Origin of the sequence: Mycobacterium intracellulare ATCC 13950 (assembly GCF_000277125.1) — a bacterium.
Lineage (GTDB): Bacteria > Actinomycetota > Actinomycetes > Mycobacteriales > Mycobacteriaceae > Mycobacterium > Mycobacterium intracellulare.
In genome coordinates this window covers 3888210-3909897 of record NC_016946.1, presented here as the reverse complement: position 1 = coordinate 3909897, position 21688 = coordinate 3888210, and the positions used below count along the sequence as shown (strand labels likewise).

Genomic DNA, 21688 nt, shown 5'->3' with positions numbered 1-21688 from the left:
CCCGGCGGATCCCGCGAGCGGCCAGGCGGCGGCGCGCGCCCAACCCGGCTGGTGACGGTGACGGATTTGACTGCTGAGCTGTGCGAAGACTACCGTCGAGCGCTATGGATACCGCCGGAAAGCCCGGGATGCTCGTAGTAATTAGGCGCGTTGGTGCCTGACTTGCCTTTGAGCATTTGAAGCAATCCAGCACCAACGCGCAACCCTCGTGCAGCAGATGAGCTGTCGGGGGTTTTTTGTTGCCCCCGCGAGATTCCCAGAGTGAATAAGGACTGAACGACAGTGAGCGCTCCCACCAGGCGGCCCGCCCCCGACACACCGGGCGCCGCCGACATCGCCACCGACGCGGTGAAGCCGGCCGCGAAGTCTGCCAACGGCAAGCCGAAACGCATTGGGCCCGAGCAACTTACCGGCGCGCAGTCGGTGATCCGGTCGCTGGAGGAACTCGACGTCGACGTCATCTTCGGCATCCCCGGCGGCGCGGTGCTGCCGGTCTATGACCCGCTGTTCGACTCAAAGAAGCTGCGCCACGTGCTGGTCCGCCACGAACAGGGCGCGGGTCACGCCGCCAGCGGCTACGCGCACGCCACCGGCAAGGTCGGTGTCTGCATGGCGACTTCCGGCCCCGGGGCCACCAACCTGGTCACCGCGCTGGCCGACGCCCAGATGGACTCGATCCCCGTCGTCGCGGTCACCGGCCAGGTGGGGCGCACGCTGATCGGCACCGACGCCTTCCAGGAAGCCGACATCTCGGGCATCACGATGCCGATCACCAAGCACAACTTCCTGGTCCGCTCCGGTAACGAGATCCCGCAGGTGCTCGCCGAGGCCTTCCACATCGCCTCCTCGGGCCGCCCCGGCGCGGTGCTCGTCGACATCCCCAAGGACGTGCTGCAGGGCCAGTGCACGTTCAGCTGGCCGCCGCGCATCGATCTGCCCGGATACAAGCCGACCGTCAAGCCGCACAACCGGCAGATCCGCGAGGCCGCCAAGCTGATCGCCGCGGCCCGCAAACCGGTGCTGTACGTGGGCGGGGGTGTCATCCGCGGGGACGCGACCGAGCAGCTGGCCGAGCTGGCCGAGCTGACCGGCATCCCGGTGGTGACCACGCTGATGGCGCGCGGCGCGTTCCCGGACAGCCATCGTCAGCACATGGGCATGCCCGGCATGCACGGCACCGTCGCCGCGGTGGCGGCCCTGCAGCGCAGCGACCTCCTGATCGCGCTGGGCACCCGCTTCGACGACCGGGTGACCGGGAAGCTGGACACCTTCGCGCCCGAAGCCAAGGTCATCCACGCCGACATCGACCCGGCCGAGATCGGCAAGAACCGCCACGCCGACGTGCCGATCGTCGGTGACGTCAAGGCCGTCATCGCCGAGCTGGTCGAGCAGCTCCGCCACGACGGGGTGCCCGGCAAGATCGACATGACCGAGTGGTGGGCCTACCTCGACGGGGTTCGGTCCACGTATCCGCTGAGTTACGGACCGCAGAGCGACGGCAGCCTGGGCCCGGAATACGTCATCGAGAAGCTCGGCCAGATCGCCGGCCCGGACGCCATTTACGTCGCCGGCGTCGGCCAGCACCAGATGTGGGCGGCCCAATTCATCTCCTATGAGAAGCCGCGCACCTGGCTCAACTCCGGCGGCCTGGGCACCATGGGGTTCGCCATTCCGGCCGCCATGGGCGCCAAGATGGCCCGCCCGGACGCCGAGGTCTGGGCGATCGACGGCGACGGCTGTTTCCAGATGACCAACCAGGAGCTGGCCACCTGCGCGATCGAAGGCGTGCCGATCAAGGTGGCGCTGATCAACAACGGCAACCTGGGCATGGTCCGCCAGTGGCAGACGCTGTTCTACGAAGAGCGTTACTCGCAAACGGATCTGGCCACGCATTCGCACCGCATCCCGGACTTCGTGAAGCTGGCGGAGGCGCTGGGCTGCGTCGGGTTGCGTTGCGAGCGTGAGGAAGACGTCGCCGACGTGATCGAGCAGGCGCGGGCGATCAACGACCGACCGGTCGTGATCGACTTCATCGTCGGCGCGGACGCGCAGGTGTGGCCGATGGTCGCCGCCGGCACCAGCAATGACGAGATCCAGGCGGCCCGCGGGATCCGCCCGCTGTTCGACGACGAGAGTGAAGGGCACGCCTGATGAGTCCGCAAACCCACACTCTGTCGGTGCTGGTCGAAGACAAACCCGGTGTCCTCGCCCGCGTGGCCGCGCTGTTCTCGCGGCGCGGCTTCAACATCGAGTCCCTGGCGGTCGGCGCGACCGAGCAGAAGGACATGTCCCGGATGACGATCGTGGTCTCCGCCGAGGAGACCCCGCTCGAACAGATCACCAAGCAGCTCAACAAGCTGATCAACGTCATCAAGATTGTCGAGCTCGACGACGACAACTCGGTGTCGCGGGAATTGGCGATGATCAAGGTGCGCGCCGACGCCGGCACCCGCAGTCAGGTGATCGAAGCGGTGAACCTGTTCCGCGCCAAGGTGATTGACGTTTCCACGGAGGCGCTGACGATCGAGGCGACGGGCGACCGCGGCAAGATCGAGGCGCTGCTGCGGATCCTGGAACCGTTCGGCATCCGTGAAATCGTGCAATCGGGAGTGGTGTCGTTGTCTCGCGGTCCACGCGGAATCGGCACGGCCAAGTAACACACAAGGAGATATTCAACAGTGGCACTAGAAATGTTCTATGACGACGATGCGGACCTGACCATCATTCAGGGTCGCAAGGTCGGGGTCATCGGATACGGCAGCCAAGGGCACGCGCACTCGCTGAGCCTGCGCGACTCCGGCGTGCAGGTGAAGGTGGGCCTGAAGGAGGGTTCGAAGTCGCGGCCCAAGGTTTCCGAGCAGGGCCTGGACGTCGACACCCCCGCCGAGGTCGCCAAGTGGGCCGACGTGATCATGCTGCTGGCGCCCGACACCGCGCAGGCCGACATCTTCAAAAATGACATCGAGCCGAACCTGAAGCCCGGTGACGCGTTGTTTTTCGGTCACGGCCTCAACATCCACTTCGACCTGATCAAGCCGCCCGCCGACGTCACCATCGCCATGGTCGCGCCCAAGGGGCCCGGTCATTTGGTGCGCCGGCAGTTCGTCGACGGCAAGGGTGTGCCCTGCCTGATCGCGGTCGACCAGGACCCGTCCGGCAAGGGTGAGGCGCTCGCCTTGTCCTACGCCAAGGCCATCGGCGGTACCCGCGCCGGCGTCATCAAGACCACCTTCAAGGACGAGACAGAGACCGACCTCTTCGGTGAGCAGGCCGTCTTGTGCGGTGGCACAGAGGAATTGGTGAAGACCGGTTTCGACGTGATGGTCGAGGCGGGCTACCCGCCGGAGATGGCGTACTTCGAGGTGCTGCACGAGCTCAAGCTGATCGTCGACCTGATGTATGAGGGCGGCATCGCCCGGATGAACTACTCGGTGTCCGACACCGCGGAATTCGGCGGGTATCTGTCGGGGCCCCGCGTCATCGACGCCGGCACCAAGGACCGGATGCGGGAGATCCTGCGCGACATCCAGAACGGCGACTTCGTCAAGAAGCTGGTCGCCAACGTCGAGGGCGGCAACAAGCAGCTCGAGCAGCTGCGCAAGGAGAACGCCGAGCACCCCATCGAGGTCACCGGCAAGAAGCTGCGCGACCTGATGAGCTGGGTCGACCGGCCGATCACCGAGACGGCTTAGCTTTTCGGCGCCGAGCGTGCACTCAGGGCGAGTTTTCGTCGATTTTCTCGCCGTGAGTGCACGTTCGGCGGGCTAAGAGGCGAGGCGGCTCAGGACGAGGCGAGGCGATCCGCCGTCTCGACCACCCGGCGGGCCAGGTGCTCGAGGGCTTTGTCGGTGGGCTCGTCGAATTCGTTGATGTTGTCGTGGGTGGTGACCAGGCTGACCCCGTACGGGTTGCCGTCGACGAACTTGCACGCATCCGTGTAGCCCGGCGGCACGATGATGCCGCCGAAATGCATCAGCGTGATGTACAGGGAGAGCAGGGTGGTTTCCTGACCGCCGTGCACGGTGTTGGACGACGTGAAGCCCGCATACACCTTGTCGGCGAGCTTGCCCTGTGCCCACAGCCCGCCCAGCGAGTCGAGGAACGCGCGCAATTGCGCTGCGGGAGAGCCGAACCGCGTCGGTGAACCGAAGATCACCGCGTCGGCCCAGACGATGTCGTCGCCGGTTGCCACCGGAAGGTCCTTGGTGGCCTCGTAATTCGCCGTCCAGGCCGGGTTGTGGGCGAACGAGGCGGGATCCTGGGTTTCGGCGACGTGGCGCAGGCGGACATCGGCCCCTGCCGACTCGGCCGCCGCGGCGACGCGCTGCGCCATCGTGGTGCCGTGTCCGGTGGCCGAGTAATAGATGATCGCGAGTTTGGTCACGGGGCCAGCTTAGGCATGCCGATCCCGAATTCGCGGCGCAACAGCGTGCGCGCGGCGTAGTAGCCGGCCATGCCGTGGACGCCGCCGCCCGGTGGCGTGGCCGCCGAACACAGGTACACCTTGGGAATGGGTGTGCGCCAAGGGTTTAGCCGCGGAGTCGGTCCCGCGATCGCTCGCCAGGCCGAATTGCCGCCCATCCCGATGTCGCCGCCCACATAGTTGGCGTTGTGGTCGCACAGCCGCGCGGCGGGCACCGCGCGTGCGGCCACCACGACGTCGCGGAAGCCGGGCGCGAAGCGCTCGACCACCGCGGTCACGGCCTCCGTCGGATCGACGGTGGACCCCGACGGCACGTGGGCATAGCTCCAGAACGGGCGGCGTCCGTTCGAGTCGATGCGGCCCGGGTCGGCGACGTGCGGAGAGGCGGCCAGCACCATCGGCCATTGCGCGTGCCGGCCGGCGGCGATCTCGGCCTCGGCGCGGGCCATCTGGGCCCGGGTGCCGCCGAGATGCAGGGTGGGGGCCTTTCGTAGCCGCGGGTCCGCCCAGGGGATCTCGTCGGCCAGGACGAAGTCGACCTTGGCCACCCCCGGGCCAAACGTGTAGCGCCGCAACGCTTTGGCGTAGCGCCTCGGGAGGGAGTCGCCGTAGATCCGCAGCAGCGCGGTCGGCGCCGTGTCGAAGGCGACGACCCCGCCAGGCGGCGAAGTGACCTCCGTGCCCGCCGTCAGCTCGCCGCCGTGAGCGCGCAGGTCGGCGATCAGTGCGTCGGTGATCGCCTGGCTGCCCCCCACCGGAATCGGCCAGCCCACCGAATGCGCGAGGGTGGCCAGCATCATCCCGGCACCGGCCGCCGTCAACGACGGCATCCGCGAAATGATATGGGCGGCAACACCGGTGAACAGGGCGCGGGCGTCCTCGCCGGTCAGCGAACCCCACGCCGGGGTGCCCTGGGCCAGCATCCGCACCCCGAGCCGCCACGCCGACGGCACGGAGTTCGGCACCGACCGCTTGTCGCCCAGCAGCAGGGCCACCACGTCGTCGGAGCGCTCGACCAGCGGGCCGAGCAGGCGCCGGAATGAGGCGCCGCCCTCCAATTCGGCGCAGGTGCGGTCCAGGTCGCGGTACGCGATGGCCGCCGGGCGGCCCGGCAACGGGTTGGCGTACGAAATCTCGGGGACCGCCAATTGCACGCCGCGCGCGGGCAGGTCGAACTCCATGAAGAACGGCGATGCCAGCGCCAACGGGTGCACCGCCGAGCAGATGTCGTGCACGACGCCCGCGGAATCGGGATCGGTCGCGGTGCGCGCACCCCCGCCAAACGTCGGTTGAGCTTCGACGACCTGCACTTTCAGGCCGGCCCGGGCGCAGATTACGGCGGCGGTCAACCCGTTGGGTCCGCTGCCGACGATGGTGACGTCCACCCGTCAATTACAGCCGATAGGCTGGCCGGGTGAATTTGCCTGTTGTACTCATTGCCGACAAGCTCGCTGAATCAACCGTCGCGGCCCTGGGCGACCAGGTCGAGGTGCGCTGGGTAGACGGGCCCGATCGCGAGAAACTGTTGGCGGCCGTGCCTGAGGCCGACGCGCTGCTGGTGCGCTCGGCCACCACCGTCGACGCTGAGGTGCTCGCGGCGGCCCCCAAGCTGAAGATCGTCGCCCGCGCCGGGGTCGGCCTGGACAACGTCGACGTGGACGCGGCCACCGAGCGCGGTGTCCTGGTGGTCAACGCGCCGACGTCGAACATTCACAGCGCCGCCGAGCACGCGCTGGCGCTGCTGCTCTCCGCGGCCCGCCAGATCCCGGCGGCCGACGCCTCGCTGCGCGAGCACACCTGGAAGCGGTCGTCGTTCTCGGGCACCGAGATTTTCGGCAAGACGGTGGGCGTCGTCGGGTTGGGCCGCATCGGGCAGCTGGTCGCCCAGCGGCTCAGCGCCTTCGGCACCCACCTGATCGCGTATGACCCTTACGTGTCGCCGGCCCGCGCCGCGCAGCTGGGCATCGAGCTGTTGACGCTCGACGAACTGCTGGCCCGCGCCGACTTCATCTCGGTGCACCTGCCCAAGACGCCCGAAACGGCCGGACTGATCGGCAAGGACGCGTTGGCGAAAACCAAGCCGGGCGTGGTCATCGTCAACGCCGCCCGCGGCGGCCTGGTCGACGAGGCGGCGCTGGCCGACGCGGTCCGCAGTGGCCACGTGCGCGCGGCCGGCCTTGACGTGTTCTCCAAGGAGCCGTGCACCGACAGTCCGCTGTTCGAGCTGCCGCAGGTGGTGGTCACACCCCATCTGGGGGCCTCGACTGAGGAGGCCCAGGATCGGGCCGGCACCGACGTCGCGGCGAGCGTGAAGCTCGCGCTGGCCGGGGAATTCGTTCCCGACGCCGTCAACGTCGGCGGCGGGGTGGTCAACGAAGAGGTGGCGCCGTGGCTGGACCTGGTGCGCAAGCTCGGCGTGCTGGCGGCCACCCTTTCCGACGGTCCGCCGGTGTCGTTGTCGGTGCAGGTGCGCGGCGAGCTCGCATCCGAAGACGTTGAGGTGCTGAAACTTTCGGCTCTGCGGGGGTTGTTCTCGGCCGTCGTCGAGGGTCCGGTGACGTTCGTCAACGCTCCGGCGCTGGCCGAGGAACGCGGCATCACCGCCGAAATCGGCACGGCGTCGGAGAGCCCGAACCACCGCAGCGTGGTCGACGTGCGCGCGGTCGCGCACGACGGCAGCGCGGTCAACGTCGCCGGCACCCTGTCCGGGCCGCAGCTGGTGGAAAAGATCGTGCAAATCAACGGCCGCAACTTCGACCTGCGCGCCCGCGGCATCAACCTGGTGATCAACTACGTCGACCAGCCCGGTGCGCTGGGCAAGATCGGTACCCTGCTGGGCTCGGCCGGGGTGAACATCCAGGCCGCGCAACTGTCCGAGGACGCCGAAGGTCCGGGAGCGACGATCCTGTTGCGCCTGGATCGGGACGTGCCGGGCGACGTGCGGGCGGAGATCGGTGCGGCCGTCGGCGCGAACAAGCTTGAGGTGGTTGATCTTTCATGAGGCGCGCCGGCGACCCGACCACGCGCCGCATGAGCGGCGCCAATGAGGAGGAGCGGCGCCCATGAAGCTGGCGGTGATCGAGGGCGACGGTATCGGGCCCGAAGTTGTGGCCGAGGCCGTCAAGGTCCTGGACGCGGTGCTGCCCGGCGTGGAGAAGACCAGCTACGACCTGGGGGCGCGGCGTTACCACGCCACGGGTGAGCTTCTGCCGGACTCGGCGGTCGACGAGCTGCGCGCGCATGACGCCATCCTGCTCGGCGCCATCGGTGACCCGTCGGTGCCCAGCGGCGTGCTGGAGCGAGGTTTGTTGCTGCGCTTGCGTTTCGAGCTGGATCATCACATCAACTTGCGGCCCGGGCGGCTGTACCCGGGTGTGAACAGCCCACTGGCCGGCAACCCCGACATCGACTTCGTGGTGGTGCGCGAGGGGACCGAAGGTCCCTACACCGGCACCGGCGGCGCCATCCGCGTCGGAACGCCCAACGAGGTCGCCACCGAGGTCAGCCAGAACACGGCTTTCGGCGTGCGACGCGTGGTGGCCGACGCGTTCGAGCGGGCTCAGCGACGCCGAAAGCACTTGACCCTGGTGCACAAAACCAACGTGCTGACCTTCGCCGGAAGGTTGTGGTCGCGCATCGTGGCCGAGGTCGGCCGGGACTATCCCGACGTCGAGGTGGCGTATCAGCACATCGACGCGGCCACCATCTTCATGGTGACCGATCCCGGTCGGTTCGACGTGATCGTCACCGACAACCTGTTCGGCGACATCATCACCGACCTGTCGGCGGCGGTGTGTGGCGGAATTGGCTTGGCCGCCAGCGGAAACATCGACGCCACGCGGACCAACCCCTCGATGTTCGAGCCCGTTCACGGCAGCGCACCGGATATCGCCGGGCAGGGCATCGCCGATCCGACGGCGGCGATCATGTCGGTGGCGTTGCTGCTCGCCCATCTCGGCGAGGACGACGCCGCCGCCCGGGTGGACCGGGCCGTCGAGCGCCACCTGGCAACGCGCGGGAGCGAACGGCTCGCCACCCGCGAAGTCGGCGAACGGATCGCCGCCGGGCTCTAGTCGCGGGCGGCCGCGCGCGAGCGCGCCTCCGACGGCACCACCGGCAGGGCCAGCAACGGAAACAACGCGCACACCGCGAAGGCCAGCGGGTATCCGGTCGCGTCGATCATCTCGCCGAAAACCGGGGGCCCGACCGCCGCGGTGAGTCGCTGAGTGGTGTTCTGCGCGCCCATGGCGCGCCCGCTCCAAAATCGGCCGGCCACTTCCGGAATGGCGGTGAACGCCAAACCGTTGTCGAGCACGGTGATCACCGACGCGGCGACCATCAGCGTCACCGCCATCGCGGAGTGCGCATGATCCGCGATCGCCAGCAAGACCATCACCACGGCGGCGGCCATCGCGATGATGCGGATCGGGCGCATTCGCGATCCCAGGCGGTCGGACCATCTGCCGACGGCGATGCGTCCCAGCGCGCTCAACAGCTGCGAGAAGCTCACCAAGACGCCGGCCGTCGCGATCGACCAATGCTGGTTTTTCATCAACCAGACGAGCATGAACGTCAAGACCACGGTTTGGGGCACCATGAGCAGCGCCGACGCGAAGTGAATGCGCCACAGCACCGTCGTGCCGCGGTACGGGCTGGCCAATTCGGCCTTGTCGGCCGTCGACCGTTCGGGGCGTGCGGGATCGCGCACCCACACGGCGCACAGCACCGCGGACACCGCGCACACCGCCGCGGGGAACAACAGCGCGACCGAGATGTTGCGTTCGCCGAGCTCGGGAAGTACCAAGGCGGCCAACGCGATTCCCAACGGTTGCGCGGTCTGTCGAATCCCCATCGCCAGGCCGCGCTGCTGCGGCGGGAACCACCCCGTCACCAGGCGGCCACTGGCGGTGTTGGCGCTCGCCGCGGCCATGCCGCCACCGAACAGGGCGATCCCTTCCGTCAGCATGGATTCCGGCACCGCCGCAGCGATGAGCGCCGCCGCCGCGGTGAGGGCCAAGCCCGCCGTGAGCACGATCCGCTCGCCGACGATGTCGAGTATGTAGCCCCAGGCGATCAGCGTGACCACCATGCCGAAGCTGGGCATCGCCGAGAGCAGCGCCGCCTCGGCCAGATTGATGCCGCGTACGTCGTTGAGGGCGGGGATCAGAAAGGCGATGCCGTTGATGAAGACCGTCGCGCTCAACGTCGCGATCAGTCCCGTCCCCAGCATCACCCATCGACGCGTCGATGTCGTCTGCACCTATTAATAGTTCTCACCGGATCGTTGCGGCAAACGTCGCTCCGGCCTATTCGGCATTGCGTGGGAACGGATGGCACGCCACCAACGAACGCGACGGACGGTTTGCCGCCGGGCCCTGGTCTCCAAACCGGGCGGCAGCAACCGCGTCGGCACCAGCGGCACCGCCGCCAACGGGAACAAGGCGCACAAGAGCCACGCCGGTGGATATTTCGCGGCCGCGATCAAGGCGCCGAACAGCGGGGGTCCGGCCGCCGCCATCATGCGCTGGGTGGTGTTCTGAATGCCCAGGGCGCGGCCGCTCCAATACGGGCCGGCGAATTCGGTGATGGCAGTGGCCTCCAGCCCGTTGTCGAGCACGGAGATCACCGCGATGACCACCATGAGCCCCGCCTGCCACCGCGAATTCATGTAGTCGGCCCACGCCAGCAAGAGGAGCGCCAACACCGCGACCGCCGCGATGTAGCGCACGGGACGCATCCGCGACCCGACGCGATCGGACAGGCGGCCCACGGCAACCCGGCCGAGCGCGCCCAACAGCTGCGAGAGGGTGACCAACCCGCCCGCGGCCGTAACCGACCAGTGCAGGTTCCTGATCAGCCACACCAGCATGAACGTCACCGTCACCGTTTGCGGCATCATCATCAGGCCCGCCACAGCGTGAATCCGCCACAGCGTCAACGACTTTCGATAGGGACTGGCGAGTTCCTGATGACTCGCGCTCGCGCGCGGTTTCCGGGGCGGGTCGACGATTCCGATCACGCTCGCTATCGCCCCGACCGCGCATGCCAGGGCGGCGAACCTGAGGCCGTGCTGCGGTCCGTGTTCGGCGAGCTCGGGAATTACCATCGCGCCCAAGGCGATTCCCAGGGGTTGCGCGGTCTGGCGGATGCCCATGGCCAGGCCGCGTTGCTGCGGCGGGAACCAGGCGGACACCAGCCGCCCGCCCGCCGTGTTGCAACTGGCGGCGGCCATGCCGCCGAGAAACAGATACACCGACATCAGCACCAACGAATGCGCGGACGCCGCGGCGTAGGCCGCCGCCGCGGTCAGCGCCGAGCCCGTGGCCATCACCACCCGTTCGCCCACCCGGTCGAGCACATAGCCCCACAACACCAGCGTCACCACCATGCCCCAGCTCGGCATCGAGGCAAGCAGGGCGGCTTCGTCCAGCCGGACTCCGCGCACTCGCAGCGACGGGATCAAAAATGCGACGCCGTTGATGAAGAGGAACGAACTCGCCGTCGCCAGCAGCGAAACGACCATGATCGACCAGCGCACGCCCGCGCCGATTTCGGGCGTATCGGTCGAGTCGGTCTGCATTCCCCATGCTTGCATACCACCGGGAAATTTGGCCGCAGGACGTGTGCCGTTGCTGGTCATCGCCTGGCCCGCCACGCCCGGCTTCGCCGCGCTCGCGACCCTGGCTAGGCGGGATCGTCCGGCTCCTCCTCGGGCCGTCCCGGCCCGAATCGTCGCCAGACTAGGTCGGATGGTGACGGCCCGCCACGCCCGGCTACGCCGCGCTCGCGACCCTCACTGGGTCGGATGGTGAGGGCCCGCCACGCCCGGCTTCGCCGCGCTCGCGACCCTCACTAGGCTCAACCGAATGCGCCTTGGTCGAATCGCCAGCCCCGACGGTGTCGCCTTCGTCAGCATCGAAGGCGAACTCGACGACCCCGCCGAGATGATCGCCCGCGAGATCGCCGAGCATCCATTCGGCACGCCGAACTTCACCGGCCGGTCATGGCCGCTCGCCGACGTCCGGCTGCTCGCCCCGATACTCGCCAGCAAGGTGGTCTGTGTCGGCAAGAACTACACCGGTCACATCGCCGAGATGAAGGACATGACCGGCCCCGCGCCGGCCGAGCCGGTGATATTCCTCAAGCCGAACACCGCCATCATCGGGCCCAACGTACCGATTCGCCTGCCGGCCAACGCATCACCGGTTCACTTCGAGGGCGAGCTGGCCGTGGTCATCGGCCGGCCCTGCAAGGACGTCTCGGCCGCCCAGGCCGCGGACAACATCCTCGGCTACACCATCGGCAACGACGTGTCGGCGCGCGATCAACAAAAAGCCGACGGCCAGTGGACGAGGGCCAAAGGCCACGACACCTTCTGCCCGGTCGGGCCGTGGATCGTGACCGACCTCAAGCCGCTGGACCCGGGCGATCTCGAATTGCGCACCGAGGTCAACGGCGAGGTCAAGCAACACAGCCGCACGTCGCTGCTGATCCACGACATCGGCTCCATCGTCGAGTGGATCTCGGCGGTGATGACCTTGCTGCCCGGCGACATCATCCTCACCGGAACCCCGGCGGGCGTCGGCCCCATCGAGGACGGCGACACCGTCTCCATCACCATCGAGGGCATCGGCACCCTGACCAATCCCGTGCTCCGCAAAGGAAAATCGTGACTGCACCCGCGAACGTACGCGTCCGATTCTGCCCGTCGCCCACCGGCACCCCGCACGTCGGCATGGTCCGCACGGCGCTGTTCAACTGGGCCTACGCCCGGCACACCGGGGGCACCTTCGTCTTCCGCATCGAGGACACCGACGCCCAACGCGACAGTGAGGAAAGCTATCTGGCGCTGCTGGACGCGCTGCGCTGGCTCGGCCTGGACTGGGACGAGGGGCCCGAAGTGGGCGGCCCCTACGGCCCGTACCGCCAATCTTTGCGCGGCGAGATCTACCGCGACGTGGTGGCCAAGCTGGTCGAGGCGGGAGAGGCCTACTACGCCTTTTCGACGCCGGAGGAGGTCGAGGCGCGGCACCTCGCCGCGGGCCGTAATCCCAAGCTGGGCTACGACAATTTTGACCGGCAGCTGACCGACTCGCAGCGCGCGGCATTCCTCGCCGAGGGCCGCCAGCCGGTGGTGCGGCTGCGGATGCCCGACGGCGACCTCAGCTGGGACGACCTGGTGCGGGGAACCACCACCTTCGCGGCCGGGTCGGTGCCCGACTTCGCGCTGACCCGCGCCAACGGAGATCCGTTGTACACCTTGGTCAATCCGTGTGACGACGCGCTGATGAAGATCACCCACGTGCTGCGCGGCGAGGACCTGCTGCCGTCGACACCGCGCCAGCTCGCTCTGTATCAGGCGCTGATCCGCATCGGCGTCGCCGAGCGCACCCCGCAGTTCGCGCATCTGCCAACGGTATTGGGGGAGGGCACCAAAAAGCTGTCCAAGCGCGACCCGCAGTCGAACCTGTTCGCGCACCGCGACCGCGGCTTCATCCCCGAAGGGCTGCTCAATTACCTGGCGTTGCTGGGCTGGGCCATCGCCGACGACCACGACGTGTTCAGTCTCGATGAGATGGTGGCCGCGTTCGACGTCGTCGACGTCAACTCCAACCCGGCCCGCTTCGACCAGAAAAAGGCCGACGCGCTCAACGCCGAGCACATCCGGATGCTCACCGTCGAGGACTTCACCGCCAGGCTGCGCGATTACTTCGGCGTGCACGGTCATCGCCTCGAGCTCGACGACGCCGGCTTCGCCACGGCCGCCGACCTGGTGCAGACCCGGATCGTGGTGCTCGGTGACGCCTGGGACCTGTTGAAGTTCCTCAACGACGACGAGTACGCGATCGACCCCAAGGCCGCGGCCAAGGAGCTGGGGCCGGACTCGGCCACCGTGCTCGATGCGGCGCTGGGCGCGCTGGACGGCGTCGCGGACTGGACGACGCCACAGATCGAAGCCGCCCTCAAGGCGGCGCTCATCGACGAGCTGGGCCTCAAACCGCGCAAGGCGTTTGGCCCGATCCGGGTGGGCGCCACCGGCACGACGGTCAGCCCGCCGCTGTTCGAGTCGCTCGAGCTGCTGGGCCGCGACCGCAGCGTGCGGCGGCTGCGCGCGGCGCGCGCGACGATCGGTTAGGGGAGACCCAGACCACGCATGCGGACTGCCCCGCGAGACTTTGGTAGTCTGCACTGCGGTTTACCAAAGCCGACAACGACTGGCAGTGGCGGTCCCCAAAGAGCTTGCAAAGGCCCGCAATCGGCGCTGACCAGCAGTTTTAGGCGGCCAATGGGGTATGGTGTAATTGGCAACACAGCTGATTCTGGTTCAGCCATTCTAGGTTCGAGTCCTGGTACCCCAGCAAAATCCGCACCGTTTCAAGCGATTAGGTGGGCTTAGCGCGGTGAGCTATGCTGACTGCTCGGATCGTTTCTGGCCCCGTCGTCTAGCGGCCTAGGACGCCGCCCTCTCACGGCGGTAGCGTGGGTTCGAATCCCATCGGGGCTACAAACTAAACCGCAGTTACTGGTCGTTCCCCAGGACGGCCGGAGCGGTCGATCCACCCACCGGCATCGGCGCCAGGCCCAGTTTGCGGTGATCCCACGAACGAGCGCGGCGGGCCACGATGCGAACACAGACCCGCTTGTTCATCATCTGCTCGACGAACGGCTTCATGTCCTCGGTGTAAGGGCCGGTGTAGCGCTCCCAGACGCTGACCCCTACCCGGTGTGAGACGTCGGGGTCGTCCACGATCTCCGCGACGCCCTCGAAGGACACCCCGCGAAGCGTGTCGTAGGTGTGGCCGTCCTCGATCAAAAAGCTCACCCGCGGGTCCCGCTTGAGGTTGACGGCCTTCTGCGACTTCGCCTTGGTCTCCAGCCAGATCTCGCCGTCGACCACGGCGTACCACATGGCGGTCAGGTGAGGCTGGCCGTCGGGGCCGACGGTGGCCAGCGTTCCGGTGCGGCTCTTGACGACGAAATCGGCGATCTCGTCTTCCGACATGACGATGCTCGCGCGCTGATTGGTTCCCATGCCGGTCAGTCTGTCAGGCCCGCCGCGGCGCTCGCGGAAGGACCTGGGAACTAGAGCCGGCGGGCCATCGCATCGGCGGCGGACAGCAGATCGGCGGCCCAACGCGCGCCCGGACGCCGGCCGATCCGATCGATGGGGCCCGACACCGAGATGGCGGCGACGACGGTGCCGCGGCCGTCGCGCACCGGGGCGGACACGCTCGCCACACCGGGCTCGCGCTCGGCCACGCTCTGTGCCCAGCCACGGCGGCGCACCTCGGCCAGCGTTCGTTCGGTGAATTTGGCCGTCGCCAGCACCGCCTTCTGGGTGGCCGCGTCGCTATGTGCCAGCAGCACTTTGGCGCCCGACCCCGCCGTCATGGGCAGTCGCGCCCCGACCGGAACCGTATCGCGAAGGCCCGCAGCGGGTTCCAGGGCGGCCACACAGACCCGGTCGGTGCCCTCACGCCGGTACAGCTGCACGCTTTCGCCGGTGGTCTCGCGCAACAGGGGCAGCACCGCGCTGCTGGCGGCCAGCAGCGGATCGTTGACGTGCGCCGCGAGTTCGGTGACGGCCGGGCCCAGCCGCCAACGCCCTTCGTCGTCGCGCGCCAACAGGCGATGGACTTCCAGGGCCGCCGCCAACCGATAGGCCGTGGCCCGGGGCAGCCCGGTCCGCTCACACAGTTCGGCCAATCCGCAGGGGGATTGGGCGACGCTGTGCAGGACACCCACGGCTTTGTCCAGGACGCCGATACCGCTATGCTGTCTCACAAGAAGATACTAGCGTCTCGCATTCTGAGATCACAGCCCGAATGATCGGCGAGCCGCGGATGACGCGAATTGAGGCGAGTTCGATATGGGGAGCGACGCAGGGGCGGCCGCCAAGCCGCGCACGCTGGCCGAAAAGGTCTGGGACGACCATGTTGTGGTCTCCGGGGGTGCCTCGGGGCAGGGGGCCCCCGACCTGATCTACATCGATCTGCACCTGGTGCACGAGGTCACCAGCCCGCAGGCTTTCGACGGCCTGCGCCTGGCCGGCCGGCCGGTGCGACGCCCCGATTTGACGCTGGCCACCGAGGATCACAACGTTCCGACCATCGACATCGACAAGCCGATCGCCGACCCGGTGTCCCGCACGCAGGTCGAGACATTACGGCGAAATTGTGCCGAATTCGGTGTGCGGCTATATCCGATGGGCAACCTCGAGCAGGGCATCGTTCATGTCGTGGGGCCACAACTGGGCCTCACCCAGCCGGGCATGACGATCGTCTGTGGGGACAGTCACACCTCGACCCACGGCGCATTCGGCGCGCTGGCCATGGGAATTGGCACCTCGGAGGTCGAGCACGTGCTCGCGACCCAGACGTTGCCGCTGCGGCCGTTCAAGACGATGGCGGTCAATGTCGACGGGAAATTGCCCCCCGGCGTGACGGCCAAGGACATCATCCTCGCGCTGATCGCCAAGATCGGCACCGGCGGCGGGCAGGGGCATGTCATCGAATACCGCGGCAGCGCCATCGAATCCCTGTCGATGGAAGGCCGGATGACCGTCTGCAACATGAGCATCGAAGCCGGCGCCCGGGCGGGAATGGTGGCTCCCGACGCCACCACCTACGAATTCCTGTGTGACCGCCCGCACGCCCCGAAAGGCGCGCAATGGGATGCGGCCATGCGTTATTGGCAGCAGCTGCACACCGACCCGGGCGCCGAATTCGACACCGAGGTCTACCTCGATGCGGAGTCGCTGAGCCCGTTCGTGACGTGGGGCACAAACCCCGGCCAGGGCGTGCCGCTGGCCGCCGCCGTGCCCGACCCCGAACTGATGGCCGACGACGGCGAGCGCCAGGCCGCTGAGAAAGCGTTGGCATACATGGACCTTCGACCGGGTACCCCGATGCGTGACATCGCCGTCGACGCGGTGTTCGTGGGCTCTTGTACCAACGGTCGTATCGAAGATCTCCGCGCCGTGGCCGACATTTTGCGCGGGCGCAAAATCGCCCCGGGGGTGCGGATGCTCGTCGTGCCGGGGTCGATGCGGGTGCGCGCGCAGGCCGAAGACGAAGGGCTGGGCGAGGTTTTCACCGCCGCGGGCGCCGAATGGCGGCAGGCGGGCTGCTCGATGTGCCTGGGGATGAATCCGGACCAGTTGGCGCCGGGCGAGCGGTGCGCGGCGACGTCCAACCGCAACTTCGAAGGGCGCCAGGGTAAAGGCGGCCGCACGCATTTGGTGTCTCCGGCCGTTGCCGCGGCGACAGCAGTTCGGGGCACATTGTCCGCTCCGGCCGATTTGAGCTGACGTATCCGACGTCTGAAGGGATGAGCATGGAAGCTTTTCACACCCACACCGGTATCGGTGTGCCGCTGCGGCGCTCCAACGTCGACACCGATCAGATCATTCCGGCGGTGTATTTGAAGCGTGTAACCAGAACCGGTTTCGAGGACGGCTTGTTCGCGAGCTGGAGGTCGGATCCGTCATTCGTGCTCAACCTCAGCCCGTTTGATCGGGGGTCGGTCCTGGTCGCAGGACCCGATTTCGGGACCGGCTCGTCGCGCGAGCACGCGGTGTGGGCGCTGATGGACTACGGGTTCCGAGTGGTCATCTCGTCTCGATTCGGTGACATTTTCCGGGGCAACGCCGGCAAGGCGGGGCTGCTGGCGGCCGAAGTTTCTCAGGACGGGGTGGAGCTGCTCTGGAAGCTGATCGAGCAGAGCCCCGGCTTGGAAATCACTGCCAATCTTCAAGATCGAAATATCACCGCGGGAACGACGGTGCTGCCGTTCAAGATTGACGACCACACCGCGTGGCGGCTACTCGAAGGTCTCGACGATATAGCCCTTACGCTGCGGAAACTCGATGAAATCGAGTCTTTCGAGGCGGCCTATCCGGACTGGAAACCTCGCACTCTGTCCACCTCCTGAACGGTCGGACGGAGCCGAATTTCTGCTCGATCGGCTAACTAAACCGGGCCGATTTTACGATCCCCCACCGGTCAAGGGCGGCAACCGGATTGCGAAAACGCCGTACCCCTTGCGGTGAAATTGCGCGTGGCTCTTGGAAATTTGCTGGGTGAGGGTTTACCGTGTCCACTAGTCGGTTCAAAATCGAGGACCACTAGTGTCGGAGGGATTGATGAATAAGGCAGAGCTCATTGATGTGCTCACACAGAAATTGAACACGGACCGTCGGCAGGCGACCGCAGCGGTCGAGAACGTTGTCGACACCATTGTGCGTGCGGTACACAAGGGCGACAGCGTCACCATTACCGGGTTCGGTGTGTTCGAACAGCGGCGCCGCGCAGCGCGCGTGGCTCGCAACCCGCGTACCGGTGAGACGGTGAAGGTGAAGCCGACTTCCGTCCCCGCGTTCCGTCCCGGTGCCCAATTCAAAGCGGTTGTGTCTGGCGCACAGCGTCTCCCGTCGGACGGCCCGGCCGTCAAGCGCGGTGTGGTAGGTGGCACGGGCGCGGCCAAGAAGACCGCGGCCAAGAAGGCTCCCGCCAAGAAGGCTGCGGCCAAGAAGGCTCCCGCCAAGAAGGCTGCGGCCAAGAAGGCTCCCGCCAAGAAGGCCGCAGTGAAGAAGGCTCCGGCCAAGAAGGCCGCAGTGAAGAAGGCTCCGGCCCGCAAGGCCGCGACCAAGGCTCCGGCCAAGAAGACTGCGGCAAAGAAGGCCCCGGCCCGCAAGGCCGCGACCAAGGCCCCGGCTAAGAAGGCCGCGAGCAAGTCGACGGCCCGCAAGGCTCCCGCCAAGAAGACGACCGCGCGTCGCGGCCGCCGGTAGGCAGAGCACGTTCTAGACACGAATACCCTTCGGCGGCAGCGGTGCCCCGGAGGGTATTCGTGTGCTAGCGGCGGGCCGCCGCCATCGAGCTGCGGTCGGCCGTCGCTCTTTCGCTAGGCGCGCACGTTGGCGGCCAGCGCACCGCCGAGGTGATCGGCGGCGACCAGCCGGCCGCCCGACAACGACAGCACCCAGGTGCTGCCCTTGTGATTGCGCGATTTGTCCGGCCGCACCCCATCGCGGGCACACCACCACGCAATCAGGTCCGGAATCACCTTGCCCTGCGTGCAGACAACCGGTGTGCCGTGCTCGCCGGCGATGTCCAGCATCCGGTGGCGGCCGCGTTTGGCGTTCTTGGCGTAGGCCTCTTCGGTGAGGGTGGGCTCGTTGTGCACGGTCGAGCCGAGTTCCTCGGCGAGTGGTTCCACGGTCTGATGACAGCGGACCCGGTCGGCCGCATACACCCGCGAAGCACCGAAGGCGAGCAGCTGGGGAACCAGCGCCTTGGCCTGCGCGCGCCCCCGTTTGTCGAGCGGCCGCTTGGTGTCATCGCCGGAGAAGCGCGACTTGCGTCCCGCGGTCGCGTGCCGGACCACCAACACGGTGTGGGTGTCCGCCGGCTTTTTGTTGAAGTGGCGCAACACTTTTCGGTCCTGGGCGTAATCGAGTTTCCGCATGGCTTCGGCCGCCGGTAACCAGAGCAACCGGTCGACCTCGTCGCCGGGAACGAACTCGCCGCCCACGGCGCGCGCCGACCAGTAGGAGACTTTTTTGACGCCCGCGTCGATCGGATAGCTCACCGCGTTGAGCCGCCTGCCCAGGACGGCGTGTTGGCCGGTCTCCTCGTACACCTCCCGCACCGCCGCCACGGGCGCGGTCTCGCCGGGGTCCACTTTGCCTTTGGGCAGTGACCAATCGTCATAGCGGGGGCGGTGGATGACGGCGATCTCGACATCGTGGTCGGCGGTGTCGGCATCGCCCGGCCGCCACAGGACCGCGCCGGCGGCATGGACGATTCGGCTTCCAGAGCGCCGGGCGCTAGACGAGCTCGAAGGCGGCACCTCAACTCCTGCAGGTCAATTCGGTCAGAGTCGCACGTTCAATCACGCTGCGGCCCGGGAACAACCGGAAATCACCGCACAGGTCTAGGGACTGCGATGCCGCTCCATCAACGATACTTGGTGGTCGCGCACCGTATGGCCCTCTTGCGGCGACGCGGTCCACTGCCCGTCGGACCCGAGTTCCCAGCAGCGCGTGGACGGATCCAGTGCGGACTCGAACAATTCATCCAGCTGCGCGGTGAGCTTGGGGTCCTTGACCTGAGCCAGCACCTCCACGCGGCGATCGAGGTTGCGGTGCATCATATCGGCGCTGCCGATCCAGAATTCGTTGATGTTGCGGAAATGGATGATCCGCGAGTGCTCGAGGAAGCGCCCGAGAATGGAGCGCACAACGATGTTTTCGGAGTAGCCCTGTGCACCCGGGCGCAGCGCGCAGATGCCACGCACCACCACCTCGACCCGCACGCCGGCCTGCGACGCCCGGTACAGCGCATCGATGACCTGCTCGTCCACCAGCGCATTCATCTTGAGACGAATTCGCCCGTCCCCGCGTTCGCGGTGCGCCGCGATCTCACGTTCGACGCGTTCGATGATCCCGGTGCGAATTCCGTGCGGCGCCACCAGCAGATTGCGGTAGGAGACCTTACGCGAATAGCCGGTAAGCGAATTGAACAAATCGGTGAGGTCGGCGCCGATGTCGGGGGCCGCGGTCAGCAGGCCGACATCCTCATAGAGACGGGCGGTCTTGCTGTTGTAGTTGCCCGTTCCGATGTGGCAGTAGCGCCGGATCGCCGAGCCTTCGCGACGCACCACCAAACAGGTCTTGCAGTGCGTCTTGAGCCCGACGAGTCCGTAAACCACGTGCACGCCCGCCTGTTCGAGTGCGCGCGCCCAGCGGATGTTGGCCTGTTCGTCGAAGCGCGCCTTGATCTCCACCAGTGCCACGGCCTGCTTTCCGGCCTCGGCCGCTTCGATCAGCGCGCGAACGATCGGCGAATCACCGGAGGTGCGGTACAACGTCTGTTTGATCGCCAGCACGTTGGGGTCGGCGGCGGCCTGCTGGATGAATCGCTGCACGCTGGTGGAGAACGAGTCATACGGGTGATGCACCAGCACGTCGCCCTCGCGCAGCGTCGCGAAGATGCTCTTGGGGGATTCGCGATCGGCGAAGGCCGGATGCGTGTCGGGGACGAACGCGGGGTCCTTGAGCGCCGGGCGGTCCAGGTCGTAGATCTGCCACAGCGACGAAAGATCCAAAAGGCCGGGGACTTCGATGACGTCGCCGGGATGCACATCGAGTTCGCGCAGCAGCAATTCCAGCATGCCCTCGGTCATGTCGTCGGCGATCTCGAGTCGCACCGGCGGGCCGAACCGCCGGCGCGCCAGTTCGCGTTCCAGGGCCTGCAGCAGGTCTTCGTCGCGGTCTTCTTCGACCTCCATGTCGGCGTTGCGGGTGATGCGGAAGGCGTGGTGCTCCACGATTTCCATGCCGGGGAAGAGAAGAGGAAGGAAGGCCGCGATCAGTTCTTCCAGCGGCAGATAGCGCACGATGGACCGGGCTTCGCCCGCGGCGCTGTCCCGGCCCGACCTGGGGGCGGCGAGTTCGACGAAGCGATCGACGTTGTTGGGCACCTTGACTCGCGCGAAGTGCTGGCCACCATCCTCGGGCTGGCGGACCATGACCGCCAGATTCAGGCTCAGCCCGCTGACGAATGGGAACGGGTGCGCGGGGTCGACGGCCAGCGGCGTCAGGACGGGAAAGACTTGTTCGGTGAAATAGGCCGAGAGTTCGTCGCGTTCGGCCTGATCGAGGTCCGCCCACGTGACGATGTGGATGCATTCCTCGGCCAGCGCGGGCCGCACCGAATCGAGGAACACCCGCGCGTGCCGGGTCGCGATCCGCTGGGTCTGTTCCCCGATGAGGGCCAGCTGCTTGCGCGGCGTCAGACCGTCGGCGGAGCGCACCGACAGGCCCATCTCGTCGCGGCGCTTGAGGCCGGCGACCCGCACCATGTAGAACTCGTCGAGGTTGGAGGCGAAGATCGCCAGGAATTTCGCCCGTTCCAGCAGCGGCAACGAATTGTCGTCGGCCAGCGCCAGCACGCGGGCGTTGAAGTCCAGCCAGCTCAGTTCCCGGTTGAGGTAACGCTCGTCGGGCAGATCGGTCATCGCGGTGGGCGTCGCAGCCGGGGGCGCCGCCACGGCCGAGTCGCCGGAATGCCACAAATTCTCGTCGGGTCGCGCCTCAGCTTCGATTTCAGTCACCCTGCGATCATCGCTCATCACGCGCGGGTGCTGCCAGTGGTGATCGCGAGCGCGGCCGTGGCGGGTCGCCACTACAGGCCGTCACCGGGCGCAGCGCGCACGGGAATCATTCGCCGTTGGGCCGACGTTCGCTTTCCGGACATCGAC

General features: G+C 67.3%; 18 protein-coding genes and 2 tRNA genes. 12 read left to right on the top strand and 8 right to left on the bottom strand.

Annotated features, from left to right (window positions below; translation table 11 throughout):
* Positions 1-348 precede the first annotated feature (348 nt).
* Genes OCU_RS42830 through ilvC form a run of 3 tightly spaced genes read left to right on the top strand, consistent with a single transcriptional unit; the run spans position 349 to position 3692 of the window.
* Positions 349-2151: an acetolactate synthase large subunit gene (locus tag OCU_RS42830; RefSeq protein WP_225324875.1), complete on the top strand. Its 1803-nt coding sequence runs from the start codon at positions 349-351 to the stop codon at positions 2149-2151.
* Positions 2151-2657, top strand: coding sequence for an acetolactate synthase small subunit (gene ilvN, locus OCU_RS42825; RefSeq protein ID WP_008259035.1), 507 nt, complete (start codon positions 2151-2153; stop codon positions 2655-2657). Before OCU_RS42830 ends, ilvN begins: the two co-directional genes overlap by 1 nt.
* 33 nt (positions 2658-2690) lie before the next feature.
* Positions 2691-3692 (top strand): ketol-acid reductoisomerase, encoded by a 1002-nt coding sequence (gene ilvC, locus OCU_RS42820; RefSeq protein WP_009952794.1) that lies wholly within the window; start codon positions 2691-2693, stop codon positions 3690-3692.
* 89 nt (positions 3693-3781) lie between these two features.
* On the opposite strand, the gene wrbA is transcribed toward ilvC, so the two are convergent.
* Both wrbA and OCU_RS42810 read right to left on the bottom strand, forming a co-directional pair.
* A complete protein-coding gene (wrbA, locus tag OCU_RS42815) occupies positions 3782-4384 on the bottom strand; it encodes an NAD(P)H:quinone oxidoreductase (protein ID WP_009952793.1) in 603 nt (200 codons plus the stop codon).
* Entirely contained in the window at positions 4381-5808 is a 1428-nt protein-coding gene (locus OCU_RS42810) for a phytoene desaturase family protein (protein ID WP_014380738.1), read from the bottom strand. Before OCU_RS42810 ends, wrbA begins: the two co-directional genes overlap by 4 nt.
* Before the next feature lie 29 nt (positions 5809-5837).
* Between OCU_RS42810 and serA the strand changes: the two genes are divergently transcribed.
* Both serA and OCU_RS42800 read left to right on the top strand, forming a co-directional pair.
* Positions 5838-7424, top strand: coding sequence for a phosphoglycerate dehydrogenase (gene serA / locus OCU_RS42805; protein WP_009952790.1), 1587 nt, complete (start codon positions 5838-5840; stop codon positions 7422-7424).
* Between the two features lie 61 nt (positions 7425-7485).
* A complete protein-coding gene (locus OCU_RS42800) occupies positions 7486-8496 on the top strand; it encodes a 3-isopropylmalate dehydrogenase (RefSeq protein WP_009952789.1) in 1011 nt (336 codons plus the stop codon).
* Here OCU_RS42800 and OCU_RS42795 read toward each other — a convergent pair.
* Positions 8493-9683 (bottom strand): MFS transporter, encoded by a 1191-nt coding sequence (locus OCU_RS42795; RefSeq protein WP_014385483.1) that lies wholly within the window; start codon positions 9681-9683, stop codon positions 8493-8495. The genes OCU_RS42800 and OCU_RS42795 overlap by 4 nt on opposite strands.
* A gap of 3 nt (positions 9684-9686) precedes the next feature.
* The gene (locus tag OCU_RS42790) at positions 9687-11003 is read right to left on the bottom strand and encodes an MFS transporter (RefSeq protein ID WP_009952786.1); all 1317 of its coding nucleotides are present in this window, start codon (positions 11001-11003) and stop codon (positions 9687-9689) included.
* Positions 11004-11289: 286 nt separating this feature from the next.
* Between OCU_RS42790 and OCU_RS42785 the strand changes: the two genes are divergently transcribed.
* The 4 genes from OCU_RS42785 to OCU_RS42770 all read left to right on the top strand — a co-directional run bounded on the left by OCU_RS42785 (position 11290) and on the right by OCU_RS42770 (position 13928).
* Positions 11290-12096 carry a fumarylacetoacetate hydrolase family protein gene (locus OCU_RS42785; protein ID WP_014380735.1) on the top strand — a complete coding sequence of 269 codons (807 nt, stop codon included), beginning with the start codon at positions 11290-11292 and terminating at the stop codon, positions 12094-12096.
* Positions 12093-13559, top strand: a complete 1467-nt coding sequence (gltX, locus tag OCU_RS42780; RefSeq protein ID WP_026071268.1) for a glutamate--tRNA ligase — start codon at positions 12093-12095, stop codon at positions 13557-13559. The genes OCU_RS42785 and gltX overlap by 4 nt, the downstream gene beginning before the upstream one ends.
* A gap of 151 nt (positions 13560-13710) precedes the next feature.
* Positions 13711-13782, top strand: a tRNA-Gln gene (locus OCU_RS42775).
* A 73-nt stretch (positions 13783-13855) separates the two neighbouring features.
* Positions 13856-13928: transfer RNA gene (locus tag OCU_RS42770), tRNA-Glu, on the top strand.
* Positions 13929-13943: 15 nt separating this feature from the next.
* Here the strand turns inward: OCU_RS42770 and OCU_RS42765 are convergent.
* Together OCU_RS42765 and OCU_RS42760 are read right to left on the bottom strand one after the other, a co-directional pair.
* Positions 13944-14456, bottom strand: a complete 513-nt coding sequence (locus OCU_RS42765; protein WP_009952782.1) for a pyridoxamine 5'-phosphate oxidase family protein — start codon at positions 14454-14456, stop codon at positions 13944-13946.
* 50 nt (positions 14457-14506) lie between these two features.
* Complete coding sequence (locus OCU_RS42760; RefSeq protein WP_014380734.1) at positions 14507-15208, bottom strand: IclR family transcriptional regulator; 702 nt, start codon at positions 15206-15208, stop codon at positions 14507-14509.
* An 85-nt stretch (positions 15209-15293) separates the two neighbouring features.
* On the opposite strand from OCU_RS42760, the gene leuC reads away from it, so the two are divergent.
* The 3 genes from leuC to OCU_RS42745 all read left to right on the top strand — a co-directional run bounded on the left by leuC (position 15294) and on the right by OCU_RS42745 (position 18215).
* Positions 15294-16733, top strand: a complete 1440-nt coding sequence (leuC, locus tag OCU_RS42755; RefSeq protein WP_008259010.1) for a 3-isopropylmalate dehydratase large subunit — start codon at positions 15294-15296, stop codon at positions 16731-16733.
* Between the two features lie 26 nt (positions 16734-16759).
* Positions 16760-17356, top strand: a complete 597-nt coding sequence (leuD, locus tag OCU_RS42750) for a 3-isopropylmalate dehydratase small subunit (RefSeq protein ID WP_008259008.1) — start codon at positions 16760-16762, stop codon at positions 17354-17356.
* A gap of 211 nt (positions 17357-17567) precedes the next feature.
* Positions 17568-18215 (top strand): HU family DNA-binding protein, encoded by a 648-nt coding sequence (locus tag OCU_RS42745; RefSeq protein WP_008259006.1) that lies wholly within the window; start codon positions 17568-17570, stop codon positions 18213-18215.
* A 113-nt stretch (positions 18216-18328) separates the two neighbouring features.
* On the opposite strand, the gene mutT1 is transcribed toward OCU_RS42745, so the two are convergent.
* Both mutT1 and OCU_RS42735 read right to left on the bottom strand, forming a co-directional pair.
* A complete protein-coding gene (gene mutT1 / locus OCU_RS42740; protein WP_008259004.1) occupies positions 18329-19276 on the bottom strand; it encodes an 8-oxo-(d)GTP phosphatase MutT1 in 948 nt (315 codons plus the stop codon).
* A gap of 84 nt (positions 19277-19360) precedes the next feature.
* Positions 19361-21562, bottom strand: coding sequence for an RNA degradosome polyphosphate kinase (locus tag OCU_RS42735; protein WP_014380731.1), 2202 nt, complete (start codon positions 21560-21562; stop codon positions 19361-19363).
* Between the last annotated feature and the right edge of the window lie 126 nt (positions 21563-21688).

What these genes read in the sequence shown, in the direction of transcription:
- ilvN (WP_008259035.1), top strand. Translation starts at nt 2,151, where the DNA reads ATGAGTCCGCAAACCCACACTCTGTCGGTGCTGGTCGAAGACAAACCC.
- ilvC (WP_009952794.1), top strand. Translation starts at nt 2,691, where the DNA reads ATGTTCTATGACGACGATGCGGACCTGACCATCATTCAGGGTCGCAAG.
- OCU_RS42800 (WP_009952789.1), top strand. Translation starts at nt 7,486, where the DNA reads ATGAAGCTGGCGGTGATCGAGGGCGACGGTATCGGGCCCGAAGTTGTG.
- OCU_RS42790 (WP_009952786.1), bottom strand. Translation starts at nt 11,003, where the DNA reads ATGCAGACCGACTCGACCGATACGCCCGAAATCGGCGCGGGCGTGCGC.
- OCU_RS42785 (WP_014380735.1), top strand. Translation starts at nt 11,290, where the DNA reads ATGCGCCTTGGTCGAATCGCCAGCCCCGACGGTGTCGCCTTCGTCAGC.
- OCU_RS42765 (WP_009952782.1), bottom strand. Translation starts at nt 14,456, where the DNA reads ATGGGAACCAATCAGCGCGCGAGCATCGTCATGTCGGAAGACGAGATC.
- leuC (WP_008259010.1), top strand. Translation starts at nt 15,294, where the DNA reads ATGGGGAGCGACGCAGGGGCGGCCGCCAAGCCGCGCACGCTGGCCGAA.
- leuD (WP_008259008.1), top strand. Translation starts at nt 16,760, where the DNA reads ATGGAAGCTTTTCACACCCACACCGGTATCGGTGTGCCGCTGCGGCGC.
- OCU_RS42745 (WP_008259006.1), top strand. Translation starts at nt 17,568, where the DNA reads ATGAATAAGGCAGAGCTCATTGATGTGCTCACACAGAAATTGAACACG.